Origin of the sequence: Mucilaginibacter dorajii, from assembly GCF_024808255.1 — a bacterium.
In the GTDB taxonomy this organism is placed as follows: domain Bacteria; phylum Bacteroidota; class Bacteroidia; order Sphingobacteriales; family Sphingobacteriaceae; genus Mucilaginibacter; species Mucilaginibacter dorajii.
On the sequence record NZ_JANTYS010000021.1, the window covers coordinates 35985 to 50351 of the forward strand.

Annotated in this window: 9 protein-coding genes; 3 read left to right on the forward strand and 6 right to left on the reverse strand. The window is 43.0% G+C overall.

Going from position 1 to position 14367, the window contains the following annotated elements; genetic code table 11:
• The first annotated feature begins 50 nt into the window (after positions 1-50).
• Positions 51-2144 carry a TonB-dependent receptor plug domain-containing protein gene (locus FHS10_RS22645; RefSeq protein WP_259095500.1) on the forward strand — a complete coding sequence of 698 codons (2094 nt, stop codon included), beginning with the start codon at positions 51-53 and terminating at the stop codon, positions 2142-2144.
• Between the two features lie 33 nt (positions 2145-2177).
• Positions 2178-2786 carry an HmuY family protein gene (locus FHS10_RS22650; RefSeq protein WP_259095502.1) on the forward strand — a complete coding sequence of 203 codons (609 nt, stop codon included), beginning with the start codon at positions 2178-2180 and terminating at the stop codon, positions 2784-2786.
• 168 nt (positions 2787-2954) lie between these two features.
• On the opposite strand, the gene FHS10_RS22655 is transcribed toward FHS10_RS22650, so the two are convergent.
• The 6 genes from FHS10_RS22655 to FHS10_RS22680 form a co-directional block, all read right to left on the reverse strand.
• Positions 2955-3773 (reverse strand): glycerophosphodiester phosphodiesterase family protein, encoded by an 819-nt coding sequence (locus FHS10_RS22655; RefSeq protein WP_259095503.1) that lies wholly within the window; start codon positions 3771-3773, stop codon positions 2955-2957.
• 61 nt (positions 3774-3834) lie between these two features.
• Complete coding sequence (locus FHS10_RS22660) at positions 3835-6579, reverse strand: hypothetical protein (RefSeq protein WP_259095505.1); 2745 nt, start codon at positions 6577-6579, stop codon at positions 3835-3837.
• Positions 6580-6606: 27 nt separating this feature from the next.
• A complete protein-coding gene (locus FHS10_RS22665; protein WP_259095507.1) occupies positions 6607-7704 on the reverse strand; it encodes an alkaline phosphatase family protein in 1098 nt (365 codons plus the stop codon).
• A gap of 72 nt (positions 7705-7776) precedes the next feature.
• Positions 7777-9351: a SusD/RagB family nutrient-binding outer membrane lipoprotein gene (locus FHS10_RS22670; RefSeq protein ID WP_259095509.1), complete on the reverse strand. Its 1575-nt coding sequence runs from the start codon at positions 9349-9351 to the stop codon at positions 7777-7779.
• A gap of 14 nt (positions 9352-9365) precedes the next feature.
• Positions 9366-12644 carry a SusC/RagA family TonB-linked outer membrane protein gene (locus tag FHS10_RS22675; protein ID WP_259095511.1) on the reverse strand — a complete coding sequence of 1093 codons (3279 nt, stop codon included), beginning with the start codon at positions 12642-12644 and terminating at the stop codon, positions 9366-9368.
• Between the two features lie 179 nt (positions 12645-12823).
• Positions 12824-13408: a phosphonate degradation HD-domain oxygenase gene (locus tag FHS10_RS22680; RefSeq protein WP_259095512.1), complete on the reverse strand. Its 585-nt coding sequence runs from the start codon at positions 13406-13408 to the stop codon at positions 12824-12826.
• A 283-nt stretch (positions 13409-13691) separates the two neighbouring features.
• On the opposite strand from FHS10_RS22680, the gene FHS10_RS22685 reads away from it, so the two are divergent.
• On the forward strand, positions 13692-14270 hold the full coding sequence (locus tag FHS10_RS22685; protein WP_259095514.1) for a helix-turn-helix domain-containing protein: 579 nt from the start codon (positions 13692-13694) through the stop codon (positions 14268-14270).
• The last annotated feature ends 97 nt before the right edge of the window (positions 14271-14367 follow it).

Sequence of the window (14367 nt, forward strand, 5' to 3'; positions counted from 1 at the left end):
TCTTAGGAATAGCACAAATTTGCATCATTATTTTTAATTAGTCTAAATAAATGCATATTTATATTTCTCTTTTCCTGTTGACAGCGCTAACTGTAACCAATGCCCGGGCACAGCAACGGGATACTTTAAAGAAGGATAGCGCATCAAGGCAGTTGAAAGAGGTAGTAATAACCGGCACGCGCACGCTGAAAAGTTTGCAACAGGTGCCCATCCCCATCACCCGCATTACATCCGAAGAAATTAAAAAAAGAGGATTGGTGCGACTGAATGAAGTATTGAGCGAACAAACCGGCATGACCATCCTCGATGACCCGCACGGCCAGGGCATCCAGATCCAGGGTTTTGATCCAGCTTATACGCTGATCTTGATTGATGGCCTGCCGCTCATAGGCCGTAGCACCGGCATCCTGGAACTATCACGTATCACTACCAATAATATTGATCGTATTGAAATTGTTAAAGGCCCAACATCATCCCTATACGGCAGCGAGGCTATGGCTGGTGTTGTTAACATTATTACTAATGAACCGGTTAAAGGTTTTACAGGCGGGTTGGCAGGTAGATACGGTACCAACAAAACTGCCGATCTGAGCGTCAACTCCGCTTACAAAACCGATAAGTTTTATATCTCAGGCTTTGTAAATCGGTATAGCAGCGGCGGTTATACCTTACAGCCATCATCGGGCGTGCCAACGGTATCGCCATTTGAGGGCTATACTTTTAATGGTAAAACGGCTTATAAATTTGATGATAACACCAGCCTTAGGCTATCGGTACGGTATTATACCAATAACCAGGATAGCCGGTTTTTAGTTGATGATAACCGCTATGCCGCGGGCAAGGGGACCGAAAAGGACTTTAACATAGCGCCGGTATTAACCCATCGTTTCAGTAAAAAGGATGTATCGGTGTTGCAGCTATACCGGTCTACCTATAAAACCAATTCCGATATCAGGTATGAAGATAATGGTTCGGTTTATGACCAAACCTACTTTAACCAAACCTTTAACCGGGGCGAAATTCAAAACGACTACGCCCTTACGGGTAATCTTAAACTTACTGCCGGGGCAGGGGGCCAATACGAAACTGTAGAGGCCACCCGGTATACCAAACAACAATCATTTACATCGGGCTATGGCTATTTCCAGGCCGATTGGCTGCCGGTTAAAAAACTGGATATCATTGCCGGTGGCAGGTACGATGCGCACAGCGTTTACAAATCGCAGTTTAGCCCCAAGCTGGCTGCAAGCTATGCGCTTAGTTCTAAACTAACCATCTTAGGTTCGGCGGGAAAGGGCTACAAAGCGCCCGATTTCAGGCAGCTATATTTAAACTTTACCAATGCAGAAGTTGGCTACAGTGTATTTGGTTACGAAGAAGCCGCCGCCGGGATTCAACGGCTGCAACAGGAAGGGCAGATTGAAACGGTACTGATAGATCCATCAACCCTGAAAAGATTGAATGCCGAAAGTTCAACCTCGTTCAACTTTGGTTACCGCTACAAACCAACCGATAAACTGTACTGGACCACCAACGTATTCCGAAACAATATTGATAACCTAATAGAGACGGCGGCTATCGCCATAAAAACCAACGGGCAATCGGTATTCTCCTACTTCAACCTTAATAAAGTATTTACCCAGGGGATAGAAACCGATTTGAGCTACCAGCTTTTTAAACCCCTGCAAGTGGCCGCGGGCTTTCAATACCTTGAGGCTTATGACCAGGATGTGCTTGACCAGATAAAAGCCGGTGAAGTATTTACCAAAGATCCTGAAACTAACCTTACCAAGGTTATTAAGCGGAGTGATTACGGCGGCTTGCTCGGCAGGTCAAAATATACCTGGAATGTGAGGGTAAATTACCTTGATGAAAAAACGGGTATCAACGTGTCGGTAAGGGCCATATACCGCGGCCGGTACGGTTATAAGGATAGCGACGGCAATGGCATTGTAAACCGCGACGATGAATACACCAAAGGCTATGTGCTGGTAAATGCGTCGCTGTCAAAAATGTTCATGAAAGATGCCATCAGGGTGCAGCTTACGGCGCAAAACCTGCTCAACTACAAAGATAGCCTGGTGATCCTAAACCTGCCCGGCAGGCTGATCTATGCGGGCCTGGCCTACAATTTTAGCAAGTAATCAATAATTAACTATTCAAATACACATAAAAAAATGAAAACGATCACAACCATGTCTTTAGCGTTAAGTACCGCGGTAATTTTACTGGCATCGTCTTGCAGTAAAGATAACAACGATGTAACCCCTGTAGTGAGTAAACTTACTACCAAAACTGTAGCCGATCTTGATGGATCAACCGGGAATGTTTACTACAGCCTTTCAACCGGTACCCAGGTAACCGGTGCCGATACGGCTACCAATAAATGGGACCTTAAATTTAAAAGTACCAGCATATTTGTAAACAGCGGCACATCTGGTATAGGTACCACCCAGGGGCAGGTTGTAAGCAGCACTTTTGAAACCCTTTTAGCAGCCCCTGCCGATGGTTATAAAGCCGACGCTACGGGTGCAAATGCGATAACAGGCTGGTATACCTATACTGCCGATACAGCACCAACACATGCTATCCTTACCGTGCCCGGTAAAATATTTGTGATAAAAACCAGCGCGGGCAATTACGCCAAAGTTGAAATGATAAGCTATTACAAAGGCAACCCTAATACCACCACTGCAGATTTTGCCGACCTTACCAAAAGGCCTGCATCAAGATTTTACACCTTCCGCTTTGCATACCAGGGCGATGGTACCACGAGCTTTAAATAGCGTTCTTTTTTTGGTTGATAAGCTTAGCGAAAGCTCTCTTTGTTAATTGTCAGGAGGAGAGTGGGGGGGGGATGGCCGGGTGGCAGCAGGGTGTATTATGATCGATACAATCCTGCGCCCCTGCCAAGAGGGAAACCGCACGGTCTCTCCCTTCGTTAGGCTCAATGGTTATCTTAAGCCTTTTTCTTTCAAAAACTTCACCAGTGCTGCGGGATGATCGGTTTGTAAACCCATCAAGCCTTTATCCAGCGCCTTGTTCCAATCTGCAGGGCCTTCGCCCGCGCTTTGAATATCCGGCCAAACCGGGATATGGTATTTGGCAGCCAAAACAACCATATCATTGGTGTATTGGTTGTATGCGCCATCCAAAATATCCGGGTGATATTTGCTGATAAAACTATCCATACCTGCTACACTTTTAACACTATCGGGCAAGCTAAGCATCAAAGGCATTTTAGGCGCGGTTTTGCGCCAGCCGGTAAATTGCGCGGTACTGTTAATGTATACCAATACCTGTTTTTCCATGCCATGTTTTTTGATCGCCTCGTAAGCCTGATCCGGATCGGCGGCTTTAAAATCAAGGTAAATGTAAATGCGGTCTTTACAAAGCGACAGGATCTGATCAAAAGTCGGGATCTTGAGCGTTTCTTTCCTGGTGGTATCTTTATTTTTGATGTTGAGCATCAGTAGCTCATCAAACGTAAAATCCTTAATGTAGCCTTTGCCATCCGTTGTGCGGGTTACGCTGCCATCGTGCATGCTCACCAGTTGCCCGTCTTTTGTAGTCCGCAGATCTATCTCTACATAATCTGCTTCATTTTTAATGGCTTCCTGGTAGGCCGCCAAGGTGTTTTCGGGGTAGATCACATGATCGCCACGGTGGGCGGCCACTATAAACTTATGCTTTAAGGGCGGGGGAGGGTTGGGCTGCCAGTTGTCTTTAGGCAGCAGGAGTACTAATAAAGATGATATTATAATTAAGCGCATTGGTTGTAGTTGATTTTGAGTGAAATATAAAGCCGGGATATGCCCGGCTTTAGGTGTGAATTTAGTTTACTATAGTACCTGATGTTTTTTTCCCTTTTTGCTGTTTGTAGTGGTCCTCGCGTTCGCGGTCTTCATCATCCATCTCTATACTCTTTTTTATCTTTCGCCAGTTGGTGTTTTTACTGTAACGGGCCATTGCTTTTTTGGTATCAAAAATGCGGGTATCGCTGTTGATAAAAGTATAAGGAGTAAAGTCGGGCTTGTTTGTGAAAAAGTCTTGTAGTAAAGACCCGGTAACGTCATACTGGTTTACATAAGGCACATCCAATATATTATAAATGGTTTTTAATATCGAACCAAAATTGGCATGTGTATGGCTTACATATCCTTTTTTAACATACGGCCCGGCCAGCATCAGGATAGACCGGTGGGCATCCAGGTGATCTACACCGCCTTGCGGGTCATCTTCGGTTATAATTACCAGCATGTTTTTCCAGTATTTGGTATGTGATAAAAAATCGAGCATACGGCCTACAGCCAAATCGTTATCCGCCATGTACGATTGCCTGTACGGATAACCGTCCTTGGGCCTTATATCGGCCCCGTGATCATTAGGCACTTGCATGGTGATCAATGAAGGCATTTTCTTTTTACCCCTGATCCACATTTTGGTAAATTCGGTTTTAAACTGCTCTACCCTAAACTGGTCCGGAATGTTGGTATTAAACCCGGCATAGTTATGACTGGTACGGGTAAACAGTGCTTTCTGCATGGGCACCATTACAATATGGGCCGCGCCGGTTGCCGTATCTTCCCAATCTTCACGAACGTGGGCCGTTTCGTTGGCTTCGCCAAAGTTGTAAAAATCCACATGCTTGCGTTCCAACGCTTCCCATAAACCGCCGGTCTCCGCGTAATCTTCAGGGTCCATGCTGCCGGTTGAACCGGGGAAACGTCGGCCAGGAGCCTTAGAAAACAGTTTAGCCGTTTTGCTTACGTTTGAATTGGCTTCAACCCATTCGTTAGGTATAACGCCCATCATCCAGTGATGGCCATGGATAGAGGCATCGCTATCACAATAATAATTATCGGCAAAGGCGAATTGATTGGCAACTTTTATATGATTTGGCGATACATTAAGGTTAGGGAACTGCACACGCAAAGCATCGGGTAAAGTATACTCGCAATGAACGCCAAAACGGGCCAGGGTGCTATCGCCGTTGGCGTTTTTAAGCTGACCGAAAACCTCATCATAAGTGCGGTTTTCTTTGGTAATGTAAACGATGTATTTTATTGGGGTGGCTGATGTACCCGGTAAAACAGGTAAAGGATTGTTAGTAGCGGCCGGTACACTGGTACTTACAAATGTATTTGCCAATACCTGCCTGGTGTATACGGCCAGTTGATCCTGATCGGGCATGGGGACTTTTTGAAAAGTTCCCAGCTGGATATCACCGATGTAAGTGCCTTGCGGCGGGGCAACAAAGCCGAAACCACCATTTGGCCCTGCGCCATAACCACGGCATGAGGTAATGTATAATTCGCTTTCATCTGCCGATAGTTTTACACGCGATGTTCCCCAACCTGTTGGGATTAAGCCTTTAGTTGTTTTAGTTGGCACATCAATTACCGCTACAGCGTTAAAGCCTAACAAGGCAACGTATAATGTTTTTTCATCTTTACTTAAACAGATCCCGAATGGCAATAATCCACGAAATTTATCAATGCGGCTATCAACTTTAATAGGGATATCTCCCAGTAGTTTATGATTTTTATAATCAATAATGGTGATGTTATCATTAGTAGCATTGGTAACATAGGCATACTGGTTGCCAACGGCTATAGAGTTGGGGCTTGCGCCACCGGTTACTTCGGCATCTTCCAGCATTTGCCCAACCTGGTGGCCGGTTTTAAATTTACTGATGACGGTATTTGTAGCCAAATCAATAGTAAAAACACTCATAGCCTCTGGCGATGATGGGCTGCCAACACCGGGGATCTTACGTCCTTCAACTATGGTGCCCTCGCGCGATTCTTTGGTATTATCGCCATAAGGGTGTCGCGAGATCATGATCGAATCGGCATTTTTAGGTGTAGCTCCTGCAATAAGCGGGTACGAGTACATGCCTACATTAGCTACAAAGGCTATTTTTTTATCGGGACTCAAGGCCAGTCCAAATGGTTGGCGGCCAACGTCAATTGAGGCGGTTAGTTTTTTGGTGCCTAAGTTCACCCGCACCATACGGAAGTTACCCCGGTCAAGAACCAATAGCTCATTTTTATCGGCGTTAAGTACCAGGTCTGATGTAAAGCTGTCATCATAATCCTTGCCGCCAATGGCGCCGTTGAGTGATAACGAATCTGTTTTTATAAACTTATCCGTATCAAAAACAATTACCGCGCCGTTATCGCCCCCGCTTAAATAAAGCATTTTTGAATCGGGCGAAAATGCAACCCCTAAAAATGATCCGTTAGGAAGCGGGGAAATTATTTTTTTACCATAACCCGGCACCCGGGTGGCATTCATGGTAGCAATGTCAATCAGGGTGAAAACGCCATTGTGCAGCGTTACCGCCTTTTTGCCATCGGGCGAAATGGATAAGCCAAAAGGATCATGCGTGATGCGGATGGTTTTGCCTGCCGGCGTTATATACCTGCCGCTTGGCAAAACAGATGTGCCGGCAGTGTCAATTTTAGCATACTGATTAACGCCCGGTACCTGTAAAACGTTTACCTGTTGCTGAGCATATGTAAAACTACCTGTGCTCAGTAATGCTAAAGCTGATAAAATTAATTTAGCTTTCATATTTTACCATTTAATAGAACAATATAGTTATTTACCCCGGGTAACGCTGCCAATAGCATCGCCAACTTCATGACCGGCTGCTGCTTTAAAATCGAAGCCTAATAAATTGGCTATGGTTTGGGCAAGCTGTTTGTGGTAGGTAGTTACTGTCGATGTCATTTCGCCGGTTGCAGGGCTGTCTGGCCCTAAAACGGCAAACCAGGTTTGTTCTGAATTTGGCGTTTCGGCACCGTGATCATGCCAGTTTTTTAAAGGTACATCGCCACGGCCATGATCGCAGGTGATGATCAGCGTGGTTTTATTTTTATACATCGGGTCGGTTTGGATGTAATCCCAAATCTGTTTGATAAAACCATCTTCCTGCTGTATTCTATCTAAATAAAACTGGTAGTTACCGGCATGGGCTAAATCATCCGGTTCATCAAAAGAAAGGTATAAGGCACGGGGCTTATACTGCATCATATAGTTTTTAGCAAACTCGAAAGTAATAAAGTCGATCCTTGTTGAATCGCTGATGTAGCGTGGGGCTTCAAATTGCAGTTCATTTAAATGCTTCAATCGGTCGTTCATTCCCGGTATGGCCAAAGGCATAAAACCAGCGTTGATAAGCATGCCCGAGCGCGGCGCGTTCAGAATCTGCGTAAACCTTTCCCATGATGCAAATGTGGCTACTTTGTTTTCAAAGCCTTTTTGCTTGTTCAAAAACTCCAGCAGGTTCATGTTGGGGTTGGTGATAGGATCGTTGGTATTCATCCTTTTATCGGGGAAACCGGTGAAGATTTCGTTATAGCCGGGGTACGAGAAATGATAAGGGTTGGCTACTTCATCTTTGCTGCCGATATCCCGGTTACCATAAAACTGGCCTTGTTTTTCCAATACCGACCAAAAGAACGGCATCAGTGTTTTACGACGATCCTGGGCGGTAGCTTTCCAGTATTTTTTACGTACATCGTCTTTATCGCGGGTATCATTTGAGTTGATGATTGCCGAATCGGCCCCGCGAAAAACTTCCTGCCAGCGTAAGCCGTCGATGGTTACTATAACAACGTTTTGGGTTTTGTGCTGCTGGGCAAATGATCCGTTAAATGCCAGAGCAAGCGCCAGTAATAAAATGATCTTTTTCATAGGTTTTTTGATTTAAAACAAAGGCCCCATTGTTACCTGGGGCCTCTGCATTGTTCGTTGTTGATGTGTTTATTATTTAAGGATGTACATTACACCATTAATATCATCATTACCACCATACTGGCTGGCTAATGCTTTATTGTAATTAGCAGAGTTTGAAGTACGCTCAGAAGATGAGTACTGGAAACGCGAAGCAATACGACCGCTATTACCTGTACCAGGGCCTGTTGTAAAGGTTGGCACACCTGTACGACGGTAAGTAAAGTACGACTCTAAACCTGAGTGACGGAATAAGGCCAGGTACTTCTGCTGCAATATTTTGGTAAGACCGGCAGCATCATTAGTGTATTTAACACCGGCTTGTGCATAATAAGTATCCCAGTTAACATTGATGGTATAAGTATCGTAGTTGGCTAAATTAGCTGTACTTGTTGAACCTGGGCGATAAAAGTATGCAGTGAAAGTACCTGTACCTGTAGGGATACTGTAATATGCCAATGAAGTTTGGATACCTTTAATATAGTAAGATTCGGCATTACCGGTTGCCCAGCCGCGGTTAATACCTTCGGCAATGTTAAACATCAGCTCGGCGTAACCTATCTGAATAGCTGGTTCGCCGGTGTAGGTTGAGTAATAACGTTTTCTGTTCAGGAACGAGTACTTCTGCAAACCCGCGTTGTTATACATCACACCTAAATCCAAACCCGGATCGGCACCAATGAATGATGAAAACGCTGTAGGGCTTTCTTTAAGGTTATCAACGTTGTAACGTGCAGGTTCGGCGGTTACATAAACACGTGGATCTTTTAAACCGGTTAATAAACCGATGTAAGTAGCCGAAGTATTTTGTCTTGAACCGTTTTGACCAAAGTTATCCGGTGTTTGTGGATAATAGTTAGTTGGGCTAAGGAAAGTATATTGCAGGTTATCGGCAGCGCTGGTCATAACCGGGTATTTGGTTGGGTTGCCAACAACGGTAGCAAACTGGCCGGCTACATCAATATCGCCATTTTTTTTACTTAACTGAATCAGTAACCTGATCCTGAACGTATTTACCACTTTTTGCCATGCTGTTAAGCTGTTGCTCAGGTAAATATCACCTGCAAGGGTGTTATCGCCTTTAGTTATCAAAGCAGCTAAATCGGTATTTGCACTTTCTAACCAGGCCAGTGATTGGGTCATTACCGTTTTTTGCGTATCATAAGCAGGGGTAAGATTTGCTAAGCCCTGTAAAGCCTGGGTCATTGGAATATCACCCACTTCCATACTCATCTTGCTGAAAAAATAGGCCCTGAAAAATTTGCCTAAAGCGCTGTACGGGTTAACAGCCGGAGCGCCGGCTTTAATGGCTTGACCTTCCATGGCAACTACGTTTTTTAACGTAGTGTTGTAGTTGTCGCCGCTGCCAAAATCATAGCGGTTGTTACCATAATAATCGTAATTGTAAATATAGTATTGGGCGTAAATTTCGTTTGAACCATCAGGGAAATCAGCCATGTTATTCAATATACCATTAAAAAGAAGAGAAGCAGGCACCGCATTTGGTACGTTCGGATTAACTGACAACTCCTGGAAACTCTTTTTACAGCTGGTTACCGTCAATATCATAAATACCGGCAGTAAATAAATTCTAAATATCTTTTTCATATTCATCTGTTATTTTAGAATGATAAATTTAAGTTGAAGCCGTAGCTGCGTACTGTTGGCGATTGCAATACAGTTGAAGCCTGGGCACCATTGTATTGGTCAAGATCCACATCCTTAAAGCGTTTGTCTTTGTAGAAGTACAATAAGTTACGACCGTAAAGTGATGCAGAAATCTTTTGGATAAAGCTTTTTTGCAACCATGCTTTAGGGAAATCATAGCTGAAACTTACTTCACGTAATTTTGAGAAGGTTTTGCTCATCAGGTTTGATTCATCAACGTTATAGTATTTACTTGCATAATCCTGAACAAATGCGGTTTGCTTGTTTTGTGCAAATTGCAACGCTGTGTAGTTTAAGATAGCGCCTGTTTTTGAATCAAGGTTTATGGCTGTACCATTTGATACAGTTACACCCGGACCAACATAAGTGCCGTTATAACCAGCTACACCAAAGTTTTTCCAATCCTGGTAACGGGCATCGCCAAGAGCACCGGTAGCTGTTTCAATGTTGGAACCGCCACGCATGGTTTTGTTGTGCATGTAATCGATGATAACACCACCAACAGAGCCATCAAACTGGAAGCCCATGCTGAAGTTTTTGTAACGGATATTATTAGCAATACTCCAGCTATAGTTAGCATTTTCATGACCTAACACCTGGCCACCAACTGATAGTGGTTTACCCGCAGCATCATTAATGATCTGGCCGCTTATGGTTCTTAAAAATTTGCTGCCGCGTAATATATCGGTACGGTCGCCCTCACTGTAGTAAGTTAAGTAGGTACCATTTTGGCCCGGAGGCAATTCTTTAAATATCTCTTTATTGGTTGATACGTTTACTAATACATTCCAGGTAAAGCCACCTAAGTTTTTAATTGGTGTACCTTCTAATGTGCCTTCGTAACCTGTTCTTTTTGTTTTTAAAGCATTAAGGTTAAGGTAATTATATCCAGAAGATGCCGCAATTGAGTTATGCAATACTATTGGACCATCTACATACTGGAAAGCTGTACCACTTAAACCTAAGCGGTTTTGCAAAAATTTAATGTCAAAACCTTCTTCGTAATTTACACGTGTTGATGTTTTGATATCGTTGATAAACAAATCATTAGTTGCAGAGCCCGCTGTTTGGTTATTATAGGGCTTGCTGGTGCTATAAGAAGAGTTCAACGCGTAATTAGGACCATTATAAGGAGAGGTATATGTTGATCCGTAACCCAGTGGATTGTTAAACAACGATGCCCCTGTGCTACCACCAAAAGCGGTAATTGTGCTAAACGGAGCAGGGCCGATAGTTGGACTTGAAGAGTCTGCTCTTACGTTTGCATATGAACCACGAGCTTTCAGGAAGGAAATAACTTCCGGCAGTTTAATATAATCAGAAATTACAGTTGCTACCGATACACTTGGATAATTATAAGTGGTGGCGTTTTGGAAGGCGCTTGATTTATCCCTGCGGTATGTACCAGATAAGGTAGCATATTTACCGAACGACATATCTAATGAAGCATAAAAGCTCAATACTCTTTCAGACGCGTTAAAGCTGGTAGCCTGGATAGGGTTTTTTGAGTTGCTGAAAGCATAAACCTCAGGCACGTTAAGATAATCTGTAGATACCCAGCTTGAATTGTAGCTCATGGTACGCAGGTTTGAACCTACTAAACCAGACAGGTTTAAGAAGTTTTTAACTGTGTAGTTGTAGTTTAAAATTAACTCGGTATTGTTATCAAACAAATTCCTGCGGTCTTCGCGGTAATCGCCCTGGTTACCTTCACGGCCATATGGGTGGGCGCTAAAAGGAAGATCTTCGGTACGTAAAATGTCGTAAGTGTCAATTTGTGAACGTAACCTTAAGTTCAGGTTATCGTTGAATTTGTAAGTACCACCTAAGTAACCGTAAGTGTCATTTTTGTAATGACCGCGGGTCCATTTTTGGGTTAACAAATATGGGTTATGGTAACGTTGATATTCGGCAAATTGCGATTGAACACCAACTTTACCTGGCTGCCATATAGCTTTAATGTCAGGAGCGTTGATATCCCAGTCGGCACCAGTCCAAACTGCAATGTTGTAGATGATACTGTTAGGGCCGTATTGAACGTCTGGAAAATTATCAGTTGATTGCCTGTTAAAGTCGATATTACCTTCAAAGGTCAATTTAGGAGTAGGGGTAAATGACGCGTATAAGTTAGCATTAGCTATATTCAGATACTGTGAAGGTATATAGCTGGTTTGGTGTTGTTGTGAAACCGAAAAACGTGTAGTGTAGTTATCACCAACCACGCCTAATGCTACGTTATTGTTGGTTTGTGAACCTACCTGTAAAAAGTTTTTCAGGTTATCTTTTCCGCGGGCCAACCAAGGAGTACCCTGGCGAACGCCGTTAACAATAGGGCTATCGTACTGAGGGATTAACTGGCCGTTAAAGTACGGACCCCAAACGTCATAATCACCATCCACACCACCAGGTGCACCACCTTTACCGTCAACAAATTCGTAAAAGGTATTTTCACCTGGTCCGAAAGAGTTTTGAGTACGTGGAAAAGCAAGGAAACCACTGTTTAATACAGTACTGCTGTTGATATCAACAGTTAAGCCTTTTTTGTTTTTTGCACCTTTTTTAGTGGTGATTAAAATAGCACCATAAGATGCACGGCTACCATAAAGGGCAGCAGCAGCAGGGCCTTTTAATACGGTATAAGTTTCAATATCATCGGGGCTGATGTTATAAGTATCTGTGTTGATAGGGAAACCATCAACTACGTATAAGGATACCTGGTTACCCCTGATCAATACGTTGGGGTTACCCAACAACTCGGCAGATGGGCCAACCGATACACCGGCAACCTTACCAATTAAACCGGTAATAGGGTTAGGGTCGCGGGCTGTGGTTAAAGCATCACCTTGTACAGTTTGTAAGGCGTAACCAACACGGCGGCTTTCTTTTTTAATACCAAGGGCTGTAACAACTACCTCGTTTAAAACCTTGTTGTCGCTGTTTAAACTCACATTGATCAGATTTTTATCGGCAACCACAATGTTTTGCGGGGTGTAGCCAATAAAAGAAAATACCAATGTTTGGCCTGCGCTTGCCGAAATGATGTAGCGGCCCTCAATATCGGTAACCGTACCTTTGTTTTGATCTTTAATACGTACACTTACCCCGGGTACTGGTAAATGGTTTTCGTCGGTAACAGTACCGCTTATTTTGCTTTGGGCCATTAGTATAGATGGCGCAATACAAAATAACAAAACCGCAATAGCGGTTTTCAATCTCTGGTAAAACTGGTTCATCTGCTAAAATTTAAGGGTGAAATATTTGCTTTTTTCATTCAGCAATGCTAAACTTTGTTTATTATTAGTAAACTAATTTAGTGTTAAGCTATACTTAAGCTTTTGTTCACCCTGTGTTAAGCAGGTGGTTTTTGTAACAGAAATATCACACTTTTGTTACAAAAACTTAATGTCGGGTTTTAAGAGTTAACTTGTTGTAAATGAGTAAGTGCAATGTTTTTTAAATGCTGTATGTTATCAACAGGTATATTCATCTCTTTGGCCATATCATCCCAGTAACGCAGCCTGATGATCAATTCGGCATCGGGATTTAGCTCAAAATCAGCGGCTTCGTCTTCTGTCATCACCCCGCCCTGGAAATTAAGGGTGGCTTTACTGGCATCAGAGAGGCGGTTGTAATATTCGGGGTATTTATAGGTAAGATATCTTTTGGCAATTACATGACCTTGTACCAGGTTGGCTACCCGTTCAGAAAAACCACGTTCCAATAAAAAGTCGGCACCAATCTGTTCATGGTCAACATTGCCCATACCATCCATGCTTTCGGCTTCCCCGGCTTCGGTACATAAATGGCCGATATCATGAAAGAAGGCAGCTAATACTACTTCATCATCATAACCTTCTGCCTGTGCAAGCGCCGCGGCTTGAGACATATGTTCCAGTTGCGAAACCGGTTCACCTATATAGTCTTCATCTCCAAATTTTTCATATAATGAAAATACTTCTTTTATAACGGCGTGGGGATCATATGCAGAATAGCTCATATCAGTAGGTTTTTATATTTATTGCAAATAAAGCAGATACAGGTTATGATATTATTAAATGTTTATGAAAAAACGGCCGGGAGAGCCCCAAGCCCTAAAGGGGGAGTTTTTTCATTTTACCCGTTTTTATGCATACGGCATTAGATATTTTGACGTTTACCTCAATGTTAGCAAGTAGCGTGTTTATAGGGTTTAGCCCTGTAAATCAAAAGCACCCCCTTCAGGGGGTTGGGGGCTCAGATTTTTATTTTTACTTTGCAAAAGTTTACCAATACTAAACACGATGGAACAAGACATACTGATCCAGATCAGTAATCGGATAAAGGAACGCCGGCGCGAAAAAAACATAACCGTTCAGGAACTGGCCATCAGGGCCAATGTAAGTAAGGGGCTTATATCACAGATAGAGAATAGCCGAACCATACCATCGCTTATTGTTTTAATAGATATTATTAAAGCGCTGGAAATTGATATGAATGAGTTTTTTAAAGATATTCGTTCAAAGGATAACCCGGTACCTATATTAATAAAGCGTAAAGCCGAATACGAGCATTTTGAAAAAGAGCATGCTAATGGCTTCCATTATCAGCGCGTCTTTACACAATCTATCAGCAAATCAACCATCGATATTGTGATCCTTGAATTGGAACCTGACGCCGAACGCCCTATGGTTGAGACCGAAGCCTTTGAATACAAATACGTTTTACAGGGCGAGATTGAATACCAGTTTAGCCATGAAAAAATCATGCTCAACGAAGGCGACTCTATGTTGTTCGATGGTAGAATATCACATACCCCCAAAAATAGGAGCAAAACTAAAGCAAGCATGCTGGTGATTTATTTTTTTGAAGAAAAGAAATGAAGGTAATTTGAAAATTTGAGGATTTAAAAATTTGAAAATCGTTTGTCTGGTGTAGATTTAGATTAGTTTGTATATAAATAAACCCATCTTCAAATTT